Below are 22126 nucleotides of genomic sequence, written 5' to 3' on the forward strand. Positions count from 1 at the left end.
AACTAGGGTTTAGTTAATAGACTTTAATTTACAAAATTTGTTACAGCTTGATAAAAATCTTTTGGGTTTTCTGCATGTAACCAATGTCCTGCATTGGCAATAGTTATAATCTTAGCTTCAGGAAAATGATTTTTAATCAGGGTTTCATCTTGATTACCTATGTATTCACTTTTGTCACCTCGCAAAAATAAAGTATCTCCGTCAAATTTAGCGTGTAATGGAAGTGCTTCTCCAACTTCAGAAACATTTTCTGTTAACACATCTAAGTTTATTCTTAAGGCTAGTTTTCCTTTTTCGATCCAATATAGATTTTTTAGTAAAAACATGCGTGTACCTGCATCTGTTACATAATTTGCAAGTTGTTTTTCTGCTTGACCACGACTTTTTAAAGTGTCAAAATCTAAGCTGTTTAGACCGTCCAATATGGCATCATGATGGATTGGGTAAAAACGTGGAGAAATGTCAGCTATTATTAATTTGCTTACTAATTCTGGATATAGTGTTGCAAATAACATGGCTGTTTTTCCGCCCATGGAATGCCCTAAAAGTATGGCGTCCTTTATTTGATGTGTGTCAAAGTAATTTTTTAAATCTTCGGCTAGTGCTTCATAATAAAAAGCATCATCATGAAAACTACGACCGTGATTGCGCTGGTCTACCAAATGTACTTGAAAATGCTCAGCAAACTGATTACCTAATGTTTTCCAATTATCACTCATGCCTAAAAAACCATGAAGAATCACAAACGGTTTTCCTTCACCTATAATATTTGAATGTAACACCATACGTTTTTATTGTAATTTATTCTTGTACATATTAATCACATTTTCGATACCTAGATATAAACTTTCAGAAACCAAAGCATGTCCTATAGAGACTTCTAAAAGACCTGGCATATTTTGTTTAAAAAACTGAATGTTATCCAAAGATAAATCATGTCCGGCATTAACACCAAGTCCTAAACTATTTGCTAATTCGGCACAAGCCGTATAAGGTTGTATAGCGTTTTGATTACCTAAACTATACTCATGCGCAAATGCTTCTGTGTATAATTCAATTCTATCTGTTCCTGTTGCTTTTGCTCCTTCGATTTGTGCTAAATCAGGATCTACAAATATGGATGTCCTGATACCTTTTTTCTTAAACTCAGCAATGACTTCGGTTAAAAACCCTTTATTTTTAAGAGTATCCCAACCTGCATTACTAGTTAATGTATCAATACTATCTGGTACTAACGTGACTTGTGTAGGTTGTAACTCTAAAACCATATCCATAAACTTTGGAATTGGATTACCTTCTATATTATACTCCGTATGTACTACCGGTTTTAAATCATAGGCATCTTGATAGGTAATATGACGTTCGTCCGGTCTAGGATGTATGGTTACGCCTTCCGCTCCAAAACGTTGTACGTCTTTTGCAAACTGAACCACGTTTGGGGTGTTACCGCCACGAGAATTTCTTAAAGTAGCAATCTTATTGATGTTTACGCTTAATTTTGTCATAACTATACTATAATTTAAAACACAAAAATACAAAGTATAAGAGGCTTTTTGTGCTAATTTTTAATTAATTTGCAAAACAAAAGTTTTTATAAAATGAACCTTTCAGACTACGTAATAAATGATATAAAACCATTGCTAAACACGGGCTTAGTTAGTGATTTGCAACTGTTGTTTAACCAATTAACCTACTCTCATATTCCTATTGAAAATGAAGCGGGAGTTTATTTAGGATGTATCTCAGAGAATGACGCACATTGTTTTCAAAAAGTTGAGGTTATTTCTGATTGTGGATATGCTACCGAAGGTTTTTTTGTAAGAAACGATACTAATTGGTTAGATGTTTTAGAGGCGTTTGCCCAAAACTCCACTAATATTATGCCTGTTTTAGATAGCAGTAATAAGTATTTAGGGTATTATGAGCTTAATGATATTATTGGTTTGTTTAACGAAACACCTTTTTTTGCGGAGAACGGAGCGGTTTTAATCATAGAAAAAGGATTGATAGATTATTCGTTTAGCGAAATTAGTCAAATTGTAGAAAGCAATGATGGTAAGTTATATGGCGCTTTTATTTCTAAAATTGAAAACGATATTGCGCAAATTACTCTAAAAATAGGAAATGTTGGTTTAAGCGAAATGGTACAAACCTTTAGACGTTATAGCTATAATATAGTGTCAGGTCATGAGGAAGATAGTTATCTTGATGGTTTGAAAGAACGATCAGATTACCTTAATAAATACCTTAATATGTAATGGTGAAAGTTGCTGTTTATAGTCAATTTCAGAAAAAGAAACCATTAGCATCACTAGAAGTGTTATTAGATGTGTTTCAAAAAAAGAATATAGAGGTGGTTATTGAAGCTGCTTTTTATAAAGGTGTGTCGCCAAAGATTGAAGCCGATTATGCTACATTTATAACGTTAGATAACAGTTTTGACTTTCTGGTTAGTATTGGTGGCGATGGTACTATTTTAAGAGCAATAACTTTAGTTGGAGATTTAAATATCCCGATTGTTGGTGTTAATACCGGTCGTTTAGGATTTTTAGCTACTATCCAACATGAAGAGATTGAAGACGCGATCCAAAATATTTTAGATAAAAACTATTCAATCTCAGAACGCAGCTTACTTACTATTAAAAGTTCTGAGGATAATGCCGAAATTAATACTTGTAATTTTGCTTTAAACGAAATAGCTGTTAGTAGAAAAAATACAACTTCTATGATTACGGTTGAAACCGAATTAAATGGCGAGTATTTAACGTCGTATTGGAGTGATGGATTGATTATATCTACACCAACAGGATCCACAGGGTATTCTTTAAGTTGTGGTGGTCCCGTAATTACGCCTAACGCAGCAAGTTTAGTTTTAACGCCAATTGCACCGCATAATTTAAGTGCAAGACCGTTAGTTATTGAAGACTCTACAGTAATAACTTTAAAAGTAAATGGTAGAGAAAAGGAGCATTTAGTGTCTATGGATTCTAGAATTGCGACCTTAACTAACAAAACAACAATTACCATAAAAAAAGCCCCGTTTACTATCAAAATGATCGTTTTAAACAACGAAACTTTCTTGGATACACTCCGAAAAAAACTGCTTTGGGGAGAAGACAAGCGTAATTAAACAATAAAATCTTGTTAAATGTGTTTTTAAGTGTAACTATTTCAATCAAATTGTTATAGAGTAGTCTTATTTATTATATTTGCAAACTTTGAAGATTTATGAAGCAGTTTACCTTAGTCATACTAACATTTTTAAGCATACATTTTAGTAGTGCACAAATCAACGAGTTTGGGTTGTATTTGGGTGGTGCCAATTTTATAGGAGATGTTGGAGCTACAGATTATATTGCACCCAATCAATTAGCTATTGGAGCGATCTATAAATGGAATAGAAGCCCAAGACATTCTTACAGAGTGTCTTTAACTTTTGCTGACTTGGAAGGGATTGATACAAATTCTGATGATCCAAGTAGAGAAATAAGAGGTCTTGAGTTTAATAATCAAATCATAGAATTGACCGCAGGTGTCGAGTTTACTTTTTTTGATTTTAATTTGCATCAAGGCGGATTTATATACACACCTTACTTGTTTTCTGGTGTAAGTGCAATACAACACGATAACTTATATTATGATAGTTTAGGAGACGTGCAAACGGAGGACTCTAGCAGTATTGCTATTGGTATACCTATGGTTGTGGGGTTTAAAGCTCTGGTTACACCTAATATTGTCTTGGCTTTAGAGGTTGGAGCACGTTATACGTTTTCGGATAATCTAGATGGTAGTGCACCAGACTCAAAAGAATTAGCTGATAGAAGTTTTGGAAATTTAAATAATAATGATTGGTATACATTTACAGGAGTAACATTAACGTATACTTTTGGAAAGAACCCATGTTATTGCGGATATTAATTTGAATATAGAAGATCACATACACAAGCAAAATTTGCCAAAGCATATCGCCATAATCATGGATGGTAATGGGCGTTGGGCAAAGCAAAAAGGAATGTTACGCGCTTTTGGCCATGAAAATGGAACTAAATCTGTGCGTCAAACAGTTGAGGCTTGTGCAGAATTAGGTATTAAACATTTGACTTTATACGCGTTTTCTACAGAAAATTGGAACCGACCTAAGTTAGAAGTGGATACGTTAATGCGATTATTAGTGTCTTCACTTAAAAAAGAGATAAAGACCTTTAAGGACAATAATATTAAATTAAAAGCTATTGGTAATTTAAAATCATTGCCAAAAAAAGTATATAAAGAATTACAAGAAGTTATTGAATTAACTAAGGAAAATACGCACATGGATCTGACTTTAGCACTAAGCTATGGGTCTAGAGAAGAGCTATTAAATGCTGTTAAAGAAATCAGTACTAAAGTTAAAAATAATATAATTTCTACAGAAAGTATTGACGAATCGGTATTTAATGCACATCTTTACACGCAGAGTTTACCTGATGTTGATTTACTTATAAGGACAAGTGGAGAGCAACGTATTAGTAATTTTCTGCTATGGCAAATAGCCTACGCAGAGTTATATTTTACACCAGTACTTTGGCCAGACTTTACAAAGCAACATTTATATGAAGCTATTATTGAATATCAAAAAAGAGAACGACGATTTGGGAAAACCAGTGAACAAATTAGCTAAACAATTACCATTGAAAACAATATTAAACTACACTTTGTTAGTGATTACTTTTTTAAGTACGTTAACAATAAGCGCACAGGATTTAAGTTACGAAGACGGTAAGAAATATAATCTAGCAGAAATAACAGTTAAAGGAAATACTAGCTTTAGTGAGCAGACTATAATTGCCTATTCCGGTTTAAAAAAAGGAACAGAAATTATGGTTCCTGGTGAAGAAATTAGTGATGCCATAAAAAAATTATGGAAATCTAATTTATTTAGTGATATAGAAATGTATTTACTAAAGGTAGAAGGTGATAGTGCTTTTTTAGAAATAAGATTGTCAGATTTGCCAGAGCTTAAAGAGATTGTTATTACTGGTGTTAAAAAAGGTAAACACGAAACTATTTTAAAAGAAAATAAACTTTTAAGAGGAACAAAGGTTACTGAAAACTTAATTACAACTACAGAAAACTATTTAGAAAGCAAGTACAAGAAAAATGGTTTTCTTAATGCTAATGTTAATGTAAATACTATCGAAGTTGTAAATGACTCTATAGAAAAGCCTATAGTTAACATGATTGTTGCTATTAACAAAGGTGATAAGGTAAAAATTAAAAACATAGATTTTGAAGGGAATAGCGTTTTAAGTGATAAAAACCTTAGAAAAGCTATGAAAAACACTAAGAAGAAAAATCCAATTAGAGTTTTAAAGCGTTCAAAATTTATTGAAGCAGATTTTAAAGAAGATCTTACTAGTGTAGTAAATAAGTATAAAGAAATAGGATATAGAGATGCAAGAGTAATTTCTGATTCTCTAATTGACAACAATGATAAAACAGTATCTCTAAAAATTAAGGTTGAAGAAGGAGAGAAGTACACTTTTGGAGACATGACTTTTATTGGTAACACTGTTTATTCGGATGAGGCTTTAAGACGAAAGTTAAGAATTGTAAAAGGAGATACATATAATGGTGTAGAACTTCAAAAGCGTATTGCTGATGATACTAAACCTGACGGAGATGATTTAACTAACTTATATCAAAACAACGGGTATTTATTTTCTACTATTAACCCAGTAGAAATTAATGCAGATGGTAATGTTATTGATATGGAAATTAGAATTTCTGAAGGTAAGCCAGTGTATTTTGACAGAGTAACAGTTGTTGGTAACCAAAAAACTAACGATCATGTTATCTATAGAGAAATTAGAACAAGACCTGGTGATTTATATAGTAAAGAAAATGTTGTAAGAACAATTAGAGAATTAAGTCAGTTAGGATTCTTTGATGCAGAGCAATTAACACCAAATTTTAAAAATCCAAATCCAGAAGAAGGTACAATAGACATGGAGTATGCTGTTGTAGAAGCTGGATCTAGTCAGATCGAACTTCAAGGAGGTTACGGTGGAGGTGGTTTTATTGGTACTTTAGGATTGTCTTTTAATAACTTTTCTATTAAAGATATCTTTAAAAAAGATGCTTATAAGCCAATACCAACAGGAGATGGTCAAAAATTAGCATTACGTTTACAAGCAAGTAGATTTTTCCAAACATATAGCTTCTCATTTTCAGAGCCATGGTTAGGAGGTAAAAAACCAGTACAGTTTTCTACATCTATTTCTCAAACAAAGCAATTTTTATATGATGCAACAACTGGTAATGCGGATAAGGACAGTCGTTTTAATATTACTGGTATCACATTTGGTTTAGCTAAGCGTTTATCAATTCCGGATGATTTCTTTACATTGTCTCAAGCGATAAGTTTTCAACATTACAATTTAAAAAACTATAATACAGGACTATTTACTTTTGGAGATGGGTATTCAAATAACTTGTCTTATACGTTAGGGTTAAGTAGAAACAATACGTTTAACGATCCAATTTTCCCAATGGGAGGGTCTAGTTTTTCTGCAACAGCAAAGTTCTCGTTACCATATTCAATTTTTAATAGTACAGATTATAGTGCTTTAAAATCAGAAAGAGATACTAATGAAGCTATAGCTAATGATGCAGATGCTAATACTATTTTAAGAACAGCAGCAGCTAATAGGGTAAGTGAAATTGATCAAGAGCGTTATAAGTGGTTGGAGTTTTATAAAATCAAATTTAAAGGAGATTGGTACACTAGACTAGTTGGTAAATTAGTATTACGTCCTAGTATAGAATTTGGTTTCTTAGGTGCTTATAACCAAGATAGAGGTGTTATTCCTTTTGAGCGTTTCTTTGTTGGAGGGGATGGTCTAGGAAGTTATAGTTTAGATGGTAGAGAAGCTGTTGCCTTACGTGGATATTCAAATCAAGCATTATCATCTGCTGATGGTGGTACTATTTATAATAAATTTTCTTTAGAGTTACGTTACCCTATTACCTTAAAGCAATCTGCTAAGATTTATGCGCTAGGGTTTTTAGAAGCAGGGGGATCTTATGATAATTTTAATGATTACGATCCATTTGCACTTAAAAGATCTGCAGGTTTAGGTTTAAGAATCTTCATGCCAGCATTTGGTTTATTAGGTATCGACTTTGGTCATGGGTTTGATCCACAGCCAGGAGAGACTTCTAAACATGGATGGGAAACACACTTTATAATTGGTCAACAATTTTAATTAATTATAGTTTAGCCCAATAAAACCAGTAAATTACAAACATCGTTTCTTTATTTTTTTATTTTTGGCACGATATTTTCTAATAACATTACAAGGATTTGATTAAAGAATTAATTTTTTTTAGAATTAAATTCGTTATTTTGAAAAAATTAACTCAAAAAATGACATTGGTATTATAATGTTTGTAATTAATTTGAGTTTATACTAAAGAAATATTTAAACAACATCCAAAATGAAATTAAAAGTTCTTATTGTATTGGTTATGTTAGCAGCAGGTTTTTCTGCTAATGCTCAACGTGGAGTTAGAATTGGTTATATAGATACTGAGTATATTTTAGAAAACATTCCAGAATATACAGAAGCTACAGGTCAATTAGAGAACAAAGTTCAGAAGTGGAAAGCTGAAATTGAAACAAAGCTTAACGAAGTAAAATTAAAACGTGAGTCTTTAAATAATGAAAAAGCATTATTGACAAAAGAGTTAATTGAAGAACGTGAAGAAGATATTGTTTTTGAAGAAAAAGAAATCTTAGATTATCAGCAAAAACGTTTTGGTCCTAATGGAGATTTAATGCTTCAGAAAAGACAATTAATGCAGCCTGTGCAAGATCAGATTTTTCAGGCAGTACAAGATATTGCAAAAGCAAAGAAATATGATTTTGTTTTTGATAAGTCAGCAGACGTAGTTATGTTATATTCTGCAGAACGTTTTGATATGAGTGAGTTAATTATTAGAACAATCTCTAGAGCATCAAAACGTACCCAGGCTAAAAATAAGGCGGAACGTAAAAATGCAAAGGCTGAAGATGTAGTAGTTGAGATTAACGAAGAAAAGGAATCACGTCAAAAAGCAATAGACGAGAAGAATGCAGAGCGTGCAACTGCAGCTGAATTAAGAAAGAAAGAAATTTTAGATGCTAGAGAAGCTAAGAAAAAAGAAGCTGCTGACAGAAGAGCTAAGATTTTAGAAGAACGTGCAAAAGCAAGAGAAGATAAGTTAAAAGAAAGAAGTGGTGATCAAACAGAAACAGATAAGCCAAGTGTTGCTGATGATACCCAAAAAGATAGCCAAGAAGCAGCAGCTAAGTCAAGTGCTGATATTCTTGAAGAAAAAAGATTAAAAAGACTAGCGGATAGAGAAGCAAGAAAAGCTGAATTAGAAGCTAGAAAACAAAAAATCTTAGAGGACCGTAAGAAAGCTAAAGAAGAAAATCAGAGCGGAGAAGACGAAGACAACTAAGACTAATACAAATAATTTATAACACACAAATACTATTTTAAAAATGAAACAATTCAAGACACTTTTATTTGCAGCAGCCTTATTTATTGGAGCGACAAGTTTTACTAACGCTCAGACTAAAGTAGCACATGTTGACACACAAAAACTTGTTGCGTCTATGCCAGCAATGACAGCTGCTAAAGCAGAAATGGACAAAATGGGAAAGACATTTGAAGCAGATATCCAAGAAATGGTAAAAGAATATCAAGCTAAAGCAAAATTATACGAAGCAGAAGCAGCTACAAAAACTAACGAGCAAAATCAAGCTCGTGGTGAAGAGTTACAAGGAATGCAACAAAGTATCCGTCAGTATCAGGCAGACGCACAAACACAATTACAGAAAAAAGAATTTGACTTATTAAAGCCAATTACTGAAAAAGCGAAAGCAGCTATTTTAAAAGTTGGAACAGCACAAGGTTTTAACTATGTTTTAGATTCTTCTGAAAGTTCAGGTGTAATTATGGCTTCTGGTAAAGATTTATTATCTGATGTACAAAAAGAATTAGGATTTTAATTAGAATTCCTTTTAAATTAAAATTAAGCTGCCTAAATTTAGGCAGCTTTTTTTATGCTTAATTATATGAATAAACAACCTATAGGTATTTTTGATTCTGGAGTAGGAGGGACTTCTATATGGAAGGCGATACATGCATTGCTTTCAAAGGAGAATACAATCTATTTAGCAGACAGTGCAAATGCGCCTTATGGACCAAAAGGTAAGGAGGCTATTTTAGCGCTCTCGGAAAAAAATACTGAGTATTTACTTAATCAGAACTGTAAGTTGATTGTAGTGGCTTGTAATACGGCTACAACTAATGCTATTAGCTACTTAAGGCAAAAGTATGATGTGCCTTTTATTGGCATAGAGCCTGCTATAAAACCAGCTGCTTTACAAACTAAAACAAAAGCGATAGGCGTCTTAGCTACAAGAGGGACGCTAACTAGTCAATTGTTTTGTGATACAGCACAGTTGTATAGTAATGGTATTAAGATTATAGAGCAAGAAGGAGAAGGTATTGTACAGTTGATAGAAAGTGGTCACATTGACTCTGATCAAATGACAATGCTTCTTAAAACCTATTTAAAACCAATGTTAGCAGCTAATATAGATTATCTAGTCCTGGGCTGTACGCATTATCCATATCTAATTTTGCAACTATTGTCATTATTGCCTTCTCATGTAAAAATCATCGATTCAGGAGAAGCTGTAGCAAAACAAACAAAAGCAGTTTTAGAGCAACATAACTTATTAAATTTAAGTGATAGCAAGTCTGTGTTACAGTTTTACTCTAATGGTAATCCATTAGTAATGGAGAGTTTATTGGGAGATCCATATAAAGTAGACTATCTTAAGTTCTAAAATCCAATCAAAATGTGACTGTATGTTTTGATTGTTAATTCTAAATTTTAGGCACAACTTATTTATATCAGTTGTTTTTATTAATCGCCTGAGGTAACTTTATGTTACAATGACTAGTTAAGAAAACAATTAATGTAATATGTTTTAAACAACAAAAAAACCACGACATTTTAAAATGCGTGGTTTTTTTATATAAAAGAAAAGTTATTTATATATTCTCTGCGTCTCTAAGACCTTGAATATAACTAGCTTTTTGAATCTGACGTCTGTTCTTTACAGATGGTTTTGTAAAGTATTGCTTGTCTCTTAAGTTTTGCATAACTTTTACATTTCTGTGCTTACGTTTGTAACGTTTTAGAGCACGTTCTATGTTTTCACCTTCTTTAATTTCAATTCTTAACATATCTAAATTTTAAATCTGGTGCAAATATCAATTAAATTAAAATATAATTCAAATTAATAATGCACTTTTTTTGTTATTTAATAGACTAAAGTGTTATTTAGGTTTATCCTAAATACGTTTTTAGTATTTTACTCTTAGAAGTTTGACGTAAACGTCTGATTCCTTTTTCTCTAATTTGTCTTACACGCTCACGTGTTAAGTCAAAAGTACGACCTATTTCGTCTAATGTCATTGCTGGTTGATCGCTCAATCCAAAGTTAAGTCTAATAACATCACTTTCTCTAGGAGTTAGTGTTTCTAATGCTCTATCAATCTCAGTGTTTAAAGATTCGCGCATTAAGTTGTTATCAGGGTTTGGAGACTCGTTAGAGCTAACTAAGTCATATAAGCTATAATCTTCACCTTCTTTTAAAGGCGCATCCATAGAGACGTGTCTACTAGAGATTTTCATAGATTGCTTAACATCACTAATTGTTAAATCTAATTCTTTTGCAATCTCAGATGCACTTGGAGGTCTTTGATTGACTTGCTCTAAGTGAGAGGTTACTTTTCTTATTTTGTTTATTGATCCAATTTTGTTTAATGGAAGTCTTACAATTCTAGATTGTTCTGCTAAAGCAGATAAAATTGCTTGTCTAATCCACCATACTGCATAGGATATAAATTTAAAACCTCTGGTTTCGTCAAATCGCTTTGCTGCTTTTACTAATCCAGCATTACCTTCGTTAATTAAATCTGGTAATGTTAAACCCTGGTTTTGGTATTGCTTTGCAACAGAGACTACGAAACGTAAGTTAGCAGTGGTTAATAAATCCAAAGATTTTTGACACCCTTCTCTAATCTTCTGTGCCAATTCAACTTCCTCCTCAGCGGTAATCATGGGAAGTTTGCTTATATCTTGTAGGTATTTATCTAGTGATTTTGACTCACGGTTGGTAACTTGCTTGGTAATTTTTAATTGCCTCATTCAGTCCGGATTATTTAATGTTATAGGTACAATGTAATGCTTTTATTGACATTTCCAAATAATTAACATATTCTTTTGAAATAAAAGCTCAAACGATTAAAATTCTGAAAAAAAAAACATAGTAGCGACAAATAATTGTTAAAATTTCAAAATCTAACGTTTTACTCTTTCTTTTTACCAAATAGTCCTTTTATAACGTCTTTTACTTGTGTTTTTGGTTTAATGGAATCTGTTGATGTACTATCTTTAGGTTTGTTATTATTTAGAATTCCTCCTAAAACATCGTTAACTACAGTGTTGGTTTGAGTGCTTGTGCTGTCTTTTGGTGTGTTTCCTCCAAGTATGCCTCCAACAACATCTGTGAGTTTGTCTTTGCCTTTATTAATTAATTTTTGTTTTTCAATTTCTATTAATTGCGTGGTTAAATTTTTAACTCCGCTGGTTAAATCTGTAGTTACCTGTGGTTTTAATGTATTACCAGAAATAGAAGCAGTTACGGGGATGGTTAAGGTATTTACAGCAGGGTCATTAATTTTATTTATCAGGTTGTTTACATCGCTACCTAAATATTTTGCAGGAACATCAAATACTATTTGGTAATTCATGGTGTTGCTAAACGTATGTGATCCGCCAACCGTCATTTTAATATCTTTATATTTTATATCAAATGGCTTAACTGTTACTTGTCCGTTATCAAATGACAATTTGGTTTGCAGGTCTTTTAAATCCAGTTTACTAAAATCTAAAAAGTTAAGCTTACTTTCTAACATAGAAAATAGTTGTTCATTTTTAGGTTCAATTTTAGTTGTAAGTAATTCCGCGAAAGCGTCACCTGTTATACTGTTTAATAACGGTGTGAAATCATCACCTAAGCTTCCTGATAAATTAATTGTACTGTTTAATTTACCTTCTAATATTTTGGTTATCGGAGCTAATGCTTTTAGTAAACTTAAGTCATTAAACGATTGAGCGATATCAAAGTTTTTAGCACCAACATTCATATTAAAAGTTGGTTTTGTGCTTTTAGTATCCACAAGTCCTTCTAGGGTTAGGTTTCCGTTAAATATTCTAGAGGTAACGTTTTTTAGTTGTGCTTTTTCGTCTGCTATTTTAAGATCTCCTTTGACATCTTTTAATATTAGATTATCATAATAAACTGTTTTTGCATCTGCTGTTATGCTGCAGTCTAAAAAAGCGGGTATTTTTAATGCAGTTGCAGGTTCTGTACTTTGATTTACTGGGGCGTCGCTACCACCTTCTACCATAAAATCACTTATTTTAAATACATTAGATTTTACGTTAAAGTCTCCTTGTAGTTTTTTATCACTTAATAAAAATCCTAGTAAGTTATTTATAGTCCCAGTTGCATTTAGGTCAGTATCTCCTGTTGTAGCTATAAATTGGTCTAAGGTAATCGTGCCCGGATTAAAATTTACTGCTGCTTTTGTTATGTTTATTGGGTTAACGATATCTGCTGATGAAAACACAAAATCAGAAACACTTATAGCACCATTGTTTTTAATACGTGTGTATGCATTTGTTTCGATTGCATTCATATCAAAATTAGTATTAAGATCTGCTTTTAAAATACCTTCTAGTTTATTGGTTAACTCTATAGGGTACGCTTTTGTCAAGTTACCTAGATTTAAAACACCATCTAAATGCGCGTCTACTAACATGTTTTTGGTTAAATTTTTAATAGTTGCAGAACTTTTGAATTCGTCTTCATCTATTTTAAAATTTAAAGTATTTATTTTAACGTACGTATCATCCGTAATACCTGTTTCGTTTTTAATTTCAACATTAATACTAATATTCTCGACACGTTTTGGAAGGTCGTCAAACTTGAAAGACGCATTATTAGAAAGGATATTGATATCTAAGCTTGGTATTTTAGTTTCTGTAACTTCTCCTTTAATTACTCCATTGATTTTAAAATTTCCGGTAGTATCTACATTGTCTAAGTTTTTAGCATAACTTTTAGGTATAACTGCCAAAAAATCTTTGAAAGTAGAGCCTGGGTTTTCAAAAGAAATATCAATATTTTGACCAGCTTCTATTAATTGAACAAATCCTTTAAATTCTAAAGGTAAATCATTAATTAAGGCTTTATTTTCTTTAAAAGTATATTTGCTGTTTGCTAGATCTAAGTCAATTAAAGCATCAAGTTTTAAGCTATTATTGCTTAAGTACTCTGTGCCATCCATGCTAAAAGAAACGTTGGCTTCTGTATTTGTATCTAGTTCTGATAAATTTCCTGAAAAGATTCCTTTTCCAGAGTGGTTTAAATTTGCGATTTTTAAAATAGTTGTAGTGCTTTCGTCTAAATAATTAAAAGCGCTATTAGTAATCTTATAGCTTTCGATGTCAAAAGCAAAACCAGTGCTATCTGCATTTGTAGTACTAGTTTTGGTGTTGTTTGGTTTAGCTATGTCCCAATTTACAGCGCCAACTGCATTTGTTTTTAGATTTACAAGTGCATTGTCAATAGCTATAGCGTTTACAATTAATGGTTCTTCATCCATTTTTTTAAACAATTCCTTAATGGACATGTCTAAAGATAAAAAATCGATTTTTGCTAAAGTATCATTTTTAAAAGGCTCGAAAGTCGTTATAGTAAGGTTGTCTAATGTGACGTTAGCTTGCGGAAAGCTACTAATAAAACTTAAATTTACATCGTCAAAAGTGACGGTAGCATTAACATTTTGATTAATGTAAGTGCGCACCATTTCCTTGATTTGGTTTTGGAAAATAAATGGACTTGCAATTAATAATGCTATTAGTATTAGTAATGATATACCTACTATTTTAAGTTTTTTCTTCATCAAATTATCTGTTTGTTTACAATTTATTTACGCTTAATCTAGCTAAATAGTTGCCCAAACAAAAGTATTTAATAAAAGTTTAGCATTTGTTAAACCAGTTGTATTTCTTCGTTTGTTTTAAGCTTGAAACGTTTTCTAAAAAGGTAAACACCTAAATATAAAAACGGAGTATCTAGTATGGCTATTAGTACTTTAAAAATAAAACCGCTAATTAATAAACCGGCAAATCTGTCCCAGCCAATCTCTCCAAACGAACACAGTAAAAATAGTACAGAAAACGTGTCTACAAATTGAGATAAAAAGGTTGAGAAGTTATTACGTAGCCAAAGGTGTTTGCCTTTAGTGATCCGTTTCCAAAAATGATATATCTGAATGTCTACTAATTGTGCAAGGAGATACGCCATCATGCTAGCAAAAACAGCAATCATGGTGTTTCCAAAAACAGTTGAGAATAAATTGTCGCCAACGGGAGACCAGCTTGTGGCGGATACGGCATTGGCGGTGTACACAATTAAAAGAGAAAAAATAGAAGCAAATATGCCACCAATTACAATTTGGTTGGCGCGTTTTTTACCATAAATCTCGCTTATTAAATCGGTAATTAAAAAAGTGATTGGGTAAGGTAGTATTCCAACGGAAATCTCAAATAGTTTAGCGCCAAAAATGTTAATATCCAATGGGTACCAATAAAAAAACTTTTGAAATATAAGGTTAGAAACGACTAGAGAGGTTATAAAAAGCGCACCTAGAAGCAGATAGATTTTTTGAGCAAGTAATTTGTCTTTTAAGGTCATAAAAACTTATTAACAGATTTGATAAAGATAAGAACTAAGTGAATTTCTTTTAGTTATTTTGCTGAAGAAATTATGCAAGAGATCAAAACCGTACACATAGCACTAGGAAGTAATAAAGGCGATAAGTTTAAAAACTTGCAAAACGCTGTGGATGCTATATTTGCGGAAATAGGTAACATAGTTAGTATTGCTAAGGTGTATCAAAGCAAAGCTAGTGGTTTTGAAGGTGATGATTTTTTAAATACATGTATTGCGGTAAGCACTTTACTAAAACCTAAAAAGGTATTGAGTGTATTGTTGCAAATTGAAAAAAAATTAGGAAGAACTCCAAAACAGTCCGAAGGGTATGAGTCTAGAGTAATAGATCTTGATATTATCTTTTTTGAAGATGAAATTATAGCAGAAAAAAATCTAATTATTCCACATCCTGAAGCGCATAAAAGACGTTTTGTTTTAGAGCCTCTTCAATTAATTGCAGGAGATGTTATGCATCCAGAATTAGAGTTATCAGTTTCTGATCTGTTAGCTAATTGTGAGGATACAGTTGCATTGGAGCAGATTAAGATTTGGTTAAAGAATCCTAATAAGCAATTTGATTTTTCCAAACATAATTATATTGCTATCGAAGGTAATATTGGTGCAGGAAAAACAAGTTTAACTACTCAGATTTCTAAAGACTTTAATGCTAAACTTGTGTTAGAGCGTTTTGCAGATAATCCGTTTTTGCCAAAATTTTATAAGGAGCCGCAACGATACGCGTTTACTTTAGAGATGTCTTTTCTTGCAGATCGATATCAGCAAATTACTGACGACTTAGGGCAATTGGATTTGTTTAAGGATTTTATTGTCAGTGATTATGATGTGTTTAAATCCTTGATTTTTTCTAAAATAACACTGCAGCCAGACGAGTTTAAGTTGTATCGTAAGCTGTTTTACTTAATGTATAAGGACATTGCAAAGCCAGATTTATATGTGTATTTATATCAAAACACAGAGCGTTTGCAGGCTAATATTAAAAAACGTGGACGTAAATACGAAAGTGATATCGAGGACGAGTATTTAGATAAAATTAATGCGGGTTACTTAGATTTTCTTAAAAGTCAAACCGATTTTAACGTCAAAATAATTGATATTTCTGACAAAGATTTTGTGAAATATAGAGCGGATTATTTATGGTTATTAGATCAAATTTGTAGTGATGACGCCTAAAATAATTGTATCCGAAGCTATTTTGATTGTTGGTTTAAAAGCAGACTTGTCTTTTATGACTAATGCTCAAGGTACAGGTAATTTGGCTAGACAATTTATGCCTAAACGTAATCAGATTTTAAATCGTGTTGGGACTGATAAGTTTTCAATTCAGATTTACAATCAATTTGATTTAAAGACAATGTCTCCAAATACGGTTTACGAAAAGTGGGTGGGAGTAGCGGTGTCTGATTTTAAATCTATTCCAGAGGGTTTGGAAACATTAACTATAAATGCAGCTAAGTATGCTGTTTTTAATTTTGAAGGAAAGCCAGAAGAGTTTCTAAAGACTTGGCAGGCTATACATACTGGTTGGTTGCCAAATTCAGGATATAAATTAGACGATAAACCTCATTTTGAAAAACTTCCAGAAGATTACCATCCCTCTAATGCTTTTGTAAAAGAGGAAATTTGGGTGCCAATTAAAGACTAGTTTTTAAAATGTTAAGGTTGTTTCGGTTTTGTAATCTATCACAAATAAGGAAAAGGGATTGATTAGGTAGGCGGCTTTTTATGCTTTAGCTTTCAGTTTACTAAACAAATCCCAAGTAACAACACCACAACTAACACTTATGTTTAGTGAGTGTTTAGTTCCAAATTGAGGGATTTCAATAACAACATCGCTTGCTGTAACAACATCTTGAGCTACACCTTTTACTTCATTACCAAAAACTAAAGCGTATTTTGTATTGTCTTCAACTTTAAAATCGTCTAACATTGTTGCGTTTTCAGCTTGCTCAATAGCGCAAATAGTGACATTTTCAGATTTTAGTTTTTCGACTAAATCCATCGTATTTTCAACATATTCCCAAGCTACGGTGTCAGTGCTGCCTAAAGCTGTTTTGTGTATGTCTTTATGTGGCGGCGTAGCAGTAATTCCGCAGAGATAAATTTTTTCGACTAAAAAAGCATCACTAGTCCTAAAGACACTCCCAATATTATTTAAACTTCTAATGTTGTCTAAAACAATAATTATTGGTGTTTTTTCGGCAGATTTAAAGTCATCAACACTTAATCGGTCTAATTCGCTATTTTTTAGTTTTCTCATCAAAATAATTGTGAATAATTATCAATAACTAAACTTAAATAGACTTCTTAAAAAATCAATATTTAGTTACATTGCAAACTTAATAAAAACGTATATCCTTTGGCAACAAAAAGCAAAAAAGTCACTCCGTTAATGAAGCAATACAATGCCATCAAGGCTAAGTATCCTGATGCAATGTTATTATTTAGAGTAGGGGATTTTTATGAGACCTTTGGTAAAGATGCTATAAAAGCAGCTGGAATTTTAGGAATAACACTTACTAAAAGAGGCGCAGGTAGTGAAAGCGAAATAGAACTAGCAGGTTTTCCGCATCATTCTATAAACACCTATCTACCTAAGTTAGTTAAGGCGGGAGAGCGTGTTGCAATCTGTGACCAGCTAGAAGATCCAAAGCAGACCAAAACTATTGTAAAACGTGGTGTGACAGAATTGGTAACACCAGGAGTAGCTTTAAATGACGAAGTGCTGCACTCTAAAACCAATAACTTTTTATGTTCTGTATACTTTGGTAAAGTCAATATTGGGATTTCGTTTTTAGATATTTCAACAGGAGAGTTTTTAACATCACAAGGAAATCAAGAGTATATAGATAAGCTGCTTCAAAATTTTAGTCCAAGTGAAGTTTTAGTAGCAAAACCAAAACGTAACACATTTACAGATTATTTTGGAGCTGATTTTCATACCTTTAATTTAGAAGATTGGGTATATCAAACGGATTATGCTAATGAGACGTTGTTAAAACATTTTGATACTAAGTCTTTAAAAGGATTTGGGATAGAAAATTTAAAAGAAGGTATTATTGCTTCGGGCTCTATACTTCATTATTTAGGCGAAACACAGCATAACAAACTAGAACATATATCGTCAATTTCTCGTATTGCAGAGGACGATTATGTTTGGATGGACCGTTTTACAATCCGAAACTTAGAGCTTTACAATTCTACTAATAACAATGCAGTGACATTGTTAAATATTATAGATAAAACTATTTCTCCAATGGGAGGGCGTCTTTTAAAACGTTGGTTGGCGCTACCTTTAAAGCAGATTGATCAAATCAAACAGCGTCATGAGGTGGTGTCATATTTAAAAACGGATGGAGTCGTATTGGATAAGATTCAGCATCATATTAAATTAATAGGCGATTTAGAACGTTTGATTTCTAAAATAGCAACGCAAAAAGTAAGTCCGAGAGAAGTAATTCAACTTAAAAACTCTTTAGAAGCTATACTTCCAATAAAGGAATTATCTTCTAATTGCGAGAATGAATCGCTTAAAGTTATTGGGGATAATTTACAGAGCTGTGATGTGCTTCGCGAAAAAATTAAAGAAACTTTGAACGAGGAAGCTCCTGTAAATATTTTAAAAGGAAGTTCTATTGCTGCAGGCTTTTCTGCAGAGTTGGATGAGCTTAGAGCATTGTCTACCTCAGGAAAAGATTATTTAGATAAAATGCTACAACGCGAAAGTGAGTGTACAGGGATTACGTCCTTAAAAATTGCATCTAATAATGTTTTTGGGTATTATATAGAAGTAAGAAATACACATAAAGATAAAGTTCCGGAAGAGTGGATCCGTAAACAGACCTTAGTAAACGCAGAGCGTTATATTACGGAAGAGCTAAAAGAATACGAAGCTAAGATTTTAGGCGCAGAAGAGCGTATCATGGCAATCGAGCAAAAGTTATTTGCTGATTTGGTACAATGGATGAATCAGTACATAAAGCCCGTACAACAAAACGCATATTTAATTGCTAAAGTAGATTGCTTATGTGGTTTTGCACAATTAGCATCAGATAATAATTATGTGTATCCTACTTTGGATGAGTCTCACGATTTAGATATTGTGGACGGACGCCACCCGGTAATTGAAAAGCAATTACCAATAGGCGAGCCATATATTGCTAATAATGTATTTTTGGATAGAGAAGCGCAACAAGTGATTATGATTACGGGGCCAAACATGTCTGGTAAGTCAGCTATTTTGCGTCAAACAGCTTTAATAGTACTGTTGGCTCAAATAGGAAGTTTTGTACCCGCAAAAGCAGCTAGAATAGGTGTGGTAGATAAAATATTTACACGTGTTGGTGCTAGTGATAACATATCGATGGGAGAGTCTACGTTTATGGTAGAGATGAATGAAACCGCATCGATCTTAAATAACATCTCAGACCGTAGTTTAGTCTTGTTAGATGAAATTGGAAGAGGGACAAGTACTTATGACGGAATATCTATTGCTTGGGCTATTAGCGAGTACCTTCATGAGCACCCAGCAAAGCCTAAAACGTTATTTGCAACTCACTATCATGAGTTAAATGAAATGACGGAGACCTTTGAGCGTATTAAAAACTTTAATGTGTCTGTAAAAGAGTTAAAAGATAATGTGCTGTTTTTACGTAAGCTTGTCGAAGGAGGTAGCGAACATAGTTTTGGTATACATGTCGCAAAAATGGCAGGAATGCCACAACAGGTATTAAGACGCGCAAATCAGATCCTGAAAAAGCTAGAGAAAAGTCATTCAAGCGAAGAATTGACAGATAAAGTAAAATCTATGCAAGATGAAATGCAATTAAGTTTCTTTAATTTGGACGATCCATTACTTGAAAACATAAAAGAAGAGATCTTACATATCGATATTGACACCTTAACACCGGTTGAAGCCTTGATGAAGCTAAATGAGATCAAACGTATGTTGGTGAAAAAGAAGCAAGTATAAATTATTTTAAAATTTTTTCAAAAAAAGCTTTGTACTTCGTATAAAAGTTCTAAATTTGCAACCGCAATACGATATTGCACGTTCATACAAAGACTGCGAAAGTAGCTCAGGGGTAGAGCATCACCTTGCCAAGGTGGGGGTCGCGGGTTCAAATCCCGTCTTTCGCTCTGAGACTTTCTTTATAATATACCAATGCTGAAGTGGTGGAATTGGTAGACACGTTGGACTTAAAATCCAATGTCCATTAGGACGTACGGGTTCAAGTCCCGTCTTCAGTACTAGACCTCTTGTTAATCATAGATTTTCAAGAGGTTTTTTTATGCAATAAACTTAACCTTTTAATAGGCGTGATTTAGTTGCTTATATTTTTTAAGTAAAGCCATAAAAAAAACCTTATCAAATATTTGATAAGGTTTTTTTTGCTTGTAAAACAAGACTGTTATTTAAAACGGTCTTAGTTCATTTTAGTTTTTAGGTCTTTTCCTGCTTGTTCAACAGCGCTTCCTGTTTTAGCAGCAGCTTCTTTTGTTGCATTGGCAGCATCAGTACCCATTTGTTTTGCACCATCAACTGCATCAGTAGCTAATTTTTTAGCACCTTCAGCTGTGTTCTTTACTGCATCACCTGTTGCGTTAGCAGCATCCTTTACAGCGTCTCCTGTTGCGTTAGCCGCATCTTTTACAGCGTCTCCAGTAGCGTTAGCAGCATCACCTAAAGCATCACCTGTTGCATTAGCAGCGTCTTTTACAGCGTCACCAGTTGCGTTAGCAGCGTTTTCTAATGTGTTTCCTGCTTTCTCAGCATTCTCTTTTACTTCTCTACAAGAAGTGAATAATACAGCAGTAACAAGAACTGCACTTAATAATACTTTTTTCATTGTTTCTTATTTTAGTGTTATAATGTCAAAATTAACAAGTTAATTGTAAAATACTATTCTATTTATAACAAAATTTTAACATTTGGTCATTTAATGCCCGTTTTAGAGGTGTTTAGGTGGCTTTCAGAATGGATAGTTTGGCTTTGTTGCGTTATCTGTTGTTAAATACATGGCTTTAGTGAATCTTTATGTCAAGTAAAAACGTTGCAACAGCCTAATTAGTTCAATCTAATAACGATTAAAGAACTACTACTTATTTTTGCTTAAAAGTGAGGTTTTGACATCTTTTTCAGGCGACTTATTGAGGAATAATTAGTTTTGTATACTATTTATTGAGTTTATTGTTTTATTGGTGTTATAAAATACCCTATATTTGGTAAACCAGATTGGTAAACCAATTACTATATTATGAAGAAATTACAGATTCATTTGTTGTTAATGTTAGTTTTTTGCGCCTGTAGCAGTGATGAGCAATCACTGTCTACTGATACGATGTCGCAGCCAACATTAGTTAATGATAATGAGCCTGAAGATACTGATTCAGACGTCGACGCTACAACCTATGCAGACATCAATTTTACTAACTGGAAAGTAACTTTACCTATAGATGAAAACAATAATGGGAGTCCGGATGAATACCAACCGTCTCAATTAGTCAATTTTGGATACCAAACTTTAGCACCTGTAATGCCTTATATGTATGATGACGAATCTGATGCGTCATTAATGTTTTATACATTTCCAGATATTTCAACATCAAATAGCTCTTTTTCAAGAACAGAATTAAGAGAGCTTATTAATCCTGATAGTTCTAGTGATAATTGGACGTTGCTAGAAGGAGGGGAAATGGTAGGGCGTTTAAAAGTCACGTCTGTATCAGAAAACACACAATCTAGTGATGATTATCATAAAGTAATAGTCATGCAAATTCATGGTATTATTTCTCCGGAAGATATGAGTGTTCATGGTTTTTCATCCAATAATGGACCGCCCTTAATTAAAATTTATTGGAAAGATGGTTATGTTTGGTCTCATAAAAAATCACTAATAGATGAAGCCACTTCTGGTGATGATTTGTTAGAAACATCAAATAATACGTGGGCAGATATTAAAGTAAATTTAGGTTACGTGGGTAATGATGCTTTTGATTTTAGAATTACAGCAAGTGATGCTAAAATTGAGGTTCAATTAAATACAAATACACCTCATATCTATGAAGATATTAGTTTAGACAAATGGCCTTATCAAAACTACTTTAAAGCAGGTAATTATTTAACAACTACAGATGCAGATGCATTTTCTTATGTTAAATACTACAATTTAAATGTCACACATTAAGCTATAAAAATTTAAGGCCTTTTAATAC

General features: G+C 32.7%; 20 protein-coding genes and 2 tRNA genes. 14 read left to right on the forward strand and 8 right to left on the reverse strand.

Annotated features, from left to right (window positions below; genetic code table 11):
* Positions 1-23: 23 nt before the first annotated feature.
* Together CXF54_RS11560 and CXF54_RS11565 are read right to left on the reverse strand one after the other, a co-directional pair.
* Complete coding sequence (locus tag CXF54_RS11560) at positions 24-785, reverse strand: alpha/beta fold hydrolase (protein ID WP_101203660.1); 762 nt, start codon at positions 783-785, stop codon at positions 24-26.
* A 6-nt stretch (positions 786-791) separates the two neighbouring features.
* On the reverse strand, positions 792-1505 hold the full coding sequence (locus CXF54_RS11565; protein WP_101203661.1) for a pyridoxine 5'-phosphate synthase: 714 nt from the start codon (positions 1503-1505) through the stop codon (positions 792-794).
* Between the two features lie 93 nt (positions 1506-1598).
* Here CXF54_RS11565 and CXF54_RS11570 point away from each other — a divergent pair, with 93 nt between their 5' ends.
* The 8 genes from CXF54_RS11570 (at position 1599) to murI (ending at position 9886) form a co-directional block, all read left to right on the forward strand.
* Positions 1599-2258, forward strand: coding sequence for a CBS domain-containing protein (locus CXF54_RS11570; RefSeq protein ID WP_090841829.1), 660 nt, complete (start codon positions 1599-1601; stop codon positions 2256-2258).
* Positions 2259-2260: 2 nt separating this feature from the next.
* On the forward strand, positions 2261-3130 hold the full coding sequence (locus tag CXF54_RS11575; protein WP_232782613.1) for an NAD kinase: 870 nt from the start codon (positions 2261-2263) through the stop codon (positions 3128-3130).
* 98 nt (positions 3131-3228) lie between these two features.
* Positions 3229-3918, forward strand: a complete 690-nt coding sequence (locus tag CXF54_RS11580) for a DUF6089 family protein (RefSeq protein WP_101203662.1) — start codon at positions 3229-3231, stop codon at positions 3916-3918.
* A 58-nt stretch (positions 3919-3976) separates the two neighbouring features.
* Complete coding sequence (locus CXF54_RS11585; protein WP_394364791.1) at positions 3977-4660, forward strand: isoprenyl transferase; 684 nt, start codon at positions 3977-3979, stop codon at positions 4658-4660.
* The gene (locus tag CXF54_RS11590; protein ID WP_101203663.1) at positions 4593-7247 is read left to right on the forward strand and encodes an outer membrane protein assembly factor; all 2655 of its coding nucleotides are present in this window, start codon (positions 4593-4595) and stop codon (positions 7245-7247) included. The genes CXF54_RS11585 and CXF54_RS11590 overlap by 68 nt, the downstream gene beginning before the upstream one ends.
* 232 nt (positions 7248-7479) lie before the next feature.
* On the forward strand, positions 7480-8487 hold the full coding sequence (locus CXF54_RS11595; RefSeq protein ID WP_101203664.1) for an OmpH family outer membrane protein: 1008 nt from the start codon (positions 7480-7482) through the stop codon (positions 8485-8487).
* Positions 8488-8530: 43 nt separating this feature from the next.
* Complete coding sequence (locus CXF54_RS11600) at positions 8531-9040, forward strand: OmpH family outer membrane protein (RefSeq protein WP_101203665.1); 510 nt, start codon at positions 8531-8533, stop codon at positions 9038-9040.
* A gap of 66 nt (positions 9041-9106) precedes the next feature.
* A complete protein-coding gene (murI, locus tag CXF54_RS11605; RefSeq protein WP_101203666.1) occupies positions 9107-9886 on the forward strand; it encodes a glutamate racemase in 780 nt (259 codons plus the stop codon).
* Positions 9887-10094: 208 nt separating this feature from the next.
* Here murI and rpsU read toward each other — a convergent pair whose 3' ends face one another.
* The 4 genes from rpsU to CXF54_RS11625 all read right to left on the reverse strand — a co-directional run bounded on the left by rpsU (position 10095) and on the right by CXF54_RS11625 (position 14875).
* Positions 10095-10289 (reverse strand): 30S ribosomal protein S21, encoded by a 195-nt coding sequence (gene rpsU / locus CXF54_RS11610; RefSeq protein ID WP_090841842.1) that lies wholly within the window; start codon positions 10287-10289, stop codon positions 10095-10097.
* A 103-nt stretch (positions 10290-10392) separates the two neighbouring features.
* The gene (locus CXF54_RS11615) at positions 10393-11256 is read right to left on the reverse strand and encodes an RNA polymerase sigma factor RpoD/SigA (protein WP_090841843.1); all 864 of its coding nucleotides are present in this window, start codon (positions 11254-11256) and stop codon (positions 10393-10395) included.
* 161 nt (positions 11257-11417) lie between these two features.
* Positions 11418-14081, reverse strand: coding sequence for an AsmA-like C-terminal region-containing protein (locus tag CXF54_RS11620; protein WP_101203667.1), 2664 nt, complete (start codon positions 14079-14081; stop codon positions 11418-11420).
* An 89-nt stretch (positions 14082-14170) separates the two neighbouring features.
* Entirely contained in the window at positions 14171-14875 is a 705-nt protein-coding gene (locus tag CXF54_RS11625; RefSeq protein WP_101203668.1) for a queuosine precursor transporter, read from the reverse strand.
* A 72-nt stretch (positions 14876-14947) separates the two neighbouring features.
* On the opposite strand from CXF54_RS11625, the gene folK reads away from it, so the two are divergent.
* Positions 14948-16084, forward strand: a complete 1137-nt coding sequence (gene folK, locus CXF54_RS11630) for a 2-amino-4-hydroxy-6-hydroxymethyldihydropteridine diphosphokinase (RefSeq protein ID WP_090841849.1) — start codon at positions 14948-14950, stop codon at positions 16082-16084.
* Entirely contained in the window at positions 16074-16556 is a 483-nt protein-coding gene (locus CXF54_RS11635) for a GyrI-like domain-containing protein (RefSeq protein WP_101203669.1), read from the forward strand. The genes folK and CXF54_RS11635 overlap by 11 nt, the downstream gene beginning before the upstream one ends.
* A gap of 78 nt (positions 16557-16634) precedes the next feature.
* Here the strand turns inward: CXF54_RS11635 and CXF54_RS11640 are convergent, their stop codons facing one another.
* Positions 16635-17171, reverse strand: coding sequence for an RNA methyltransferase (locus CXF54_RS11640; protein WP_090841853.1), 537 nt, complete (start codon positions 17169-17171; stop codon positions 16635-16637).
* A 99-nt stretch (positions 17172-17270) separates the two neighbouring features.
* Between CXF54_RS11640 and mutS the strand changes: the two genes are divergently transcribed.
* The 3 genes from mutS (at position 17271) to CXF54_RS11655 (ending at position 20161) form a co-directional block, all read left to right on the forward strand.
* The gene (mutS, locus tag CXF54_RS11645) at positions 17271-19883 is read left to right on the forward strand and encodes a DNA mismatch repair protein MutS (RefSeq protein ID WP_101203670.1); all 2613 of its coding nucleotides are present in this window, start codon (positions 17271-17273) and stop codon (positions 19881-19883) included.
* Between the two features lie 95 nt (positions 19884-19978).
* Positions 19979-20050, forward strand: a tRNA-Gly gene (locus CXF54_RS11650).
* Positions 20051-20077: 27 nt separating this feature from the next.
* Positions 20078-20161: transfer RNA gene (locus CXF54_RS11655), tRNA-Leu, on the forward strand.
* A 176-nt stretch (positions 20162-20337) separates the two neighbouring features.
* Here the strand turns inward: CXF54_RS11655 and CXF54_RS11660 are convergent.
* On the reverse strand, positions 20338-20760 hold the full coding sequence (locus tag CXF54_RS11660) for a hypothetical protein (protein ID WP_198551063.1): 423 nt from the start codon (positions 20758-20760) through the stop codon (positions 20338-20340).
* Between the two features lie 408 nt (positions 20761-21168).
* On the opposite strand from CXF54_RS11660, the gene CXF54_RS11665 reads away from it, so the two are divergent.
* Positions 21169-22098, forward strand: a complete 930-nt coding sequence (locus tag CXF54_RS11665) for a polysaccharide lyase family 7 protein (protein WP_101203671.1) — start codon at positions 21169-21171, stop codon at positions 22096-22098.
* Positions 22099-22126: the final 28 nt, after the last annotated feature.

Source organism: Olleya sp. 1-3, from assembly GCF_002836085.1.
In the GTDB taxonomy this organism is placed as follows: Bacteria; Bacteroidota; Bacteroidia; order Flavobacteriales; family Flavobacteriaceae; genus Olleya; species Olleya namhaensis.

Excerpts from the sequence above, each read along its gene's own strand:
- CXF54_RS11560 (WP_101203660.1), bottom strand. The coding sequence starts at position 785 with ATGGTGTTACATTCAAATATTATAGGTGAAGGAAAACCGTTTGTGATT.
- CXF54_RS11565 (WP_101203661.1), bottom strand. The coding sequence starts at position 1,505 with ATGACAAAATTAAGCGTAAACATCAATAAGATTGCTACTTTAAGAAAT.
- CXF54_RS11570 (WP_090841829.1), top strand. The coding sequence starts at position 1,599 with ATGAACCTTTCAGACTACGTAATAAATGATATAAAACCATTGCTAAAC.
- CXF54_RS11580 (WP_101203662.1), top strand. The coding sequence starts at position 3,229 with ATGAAGCAGTTTACCTTAGTCATACTAACATTTTTAAGCATACATTTT.
- CXF54_RS11585 (WP_394364791.1), top strand. The coding sequence starts at position 3,977 with ATGGATGGTAATGGGCGTTGGGCAAAGCAAAAAGGAATGTTACGCGCT.
- CXF54_RS11590 (WP_101203663.1), top strand. The coding sequence starts at position 4,593 with ATGAAGCTATTATTGAATATCAAAAAAGAGAACGACGATTTGGGAAAA.
- CXF54_RS11595 (WP_101203664.1), top strand. The coding sequence starts at position 7,480 with ATGAAATTAAAAGTTCTTATTGTATTGGTTATGTTAGCAGCAGGTTTT.
- CXF54_RS11600 (WP_101203665.1), top strand. The coding sequence starts at position 8,531 with ATGAAACAATTCAAGACACTTTTATTTGCAGCAGCCTTATTTATTGGA.
- murI (WP_101203666.1), top strand. The coding sequence starts at position 9,107 with ATGAATAAACAACCTATAGGTATTTTTGATTCTGGAGTAGGAGGGACT.
- rpsU (WP_090841842.1), bottom strand. The coding sequence starts at position 10,289 with ATGTTAAGAATTGAAATTAAAGAAGGTGAAAACATAGAACGTGCTCTA.
- CXF54_RS11615 (WP_090841843.1), bottom strand. The coding sequence starts at position 11,256 with ATGAGGCAATTAAAAATTACCAAGCAAGTTACCAACCGTGAGTCAAAA.
- CXF54_RS11620 (WP_101203667.1), bottom strand. The coding sequence starts at position 14,081 with ATGAAGAAAAAACTTAAAATAGTAGGTATATCATTACTAATACTAATA.
- CXF54_RS11625 (WP_101203668.1), bottom strand. The coding sequence starts at position 14,875 with ATGACCTTAAAAGACAAATTACTTGCTCAAAAAATCTATCTGCTTCTA.
- folK (WP_090841849.1), top strand. The coding sequence starts at position 14,948 with ATGCAAGAGATCAAAACCGTACACATAGCACTAGGAAGTAATAAAGGC.
- CXF54_RS11635 (WP_101203669.1), top strand. The coding sequence starts at position 16,074 with ATGACGCCTAAAATAATTGTATCCGAAGCTATTTTGATTGTTGGTTTA.
- CXF54_RS11640 (WP_090841853.1), bottom strand. The coding sequence starts at position 17,171 with ATGAGAAAACTAAAAAATAGCGAATTAGACCGATTAAGTGTTGATGAC.
- CXF54_RS11660 (WP_198551063.1), bottom strand. The coding sequence starts at position 20,760 with ATGAAAAAAGTATTATTAAGTGCAGTTCTTGTTACTGCTGTATTATTC.
- CXF54_RS11665 (WP_101203671.1), top strand. The coding sequence starts at position 21,169 with ATGAAGAAATTACAGATTCATTTGTTGTTAATGTTAGTTTTTTGCGCC.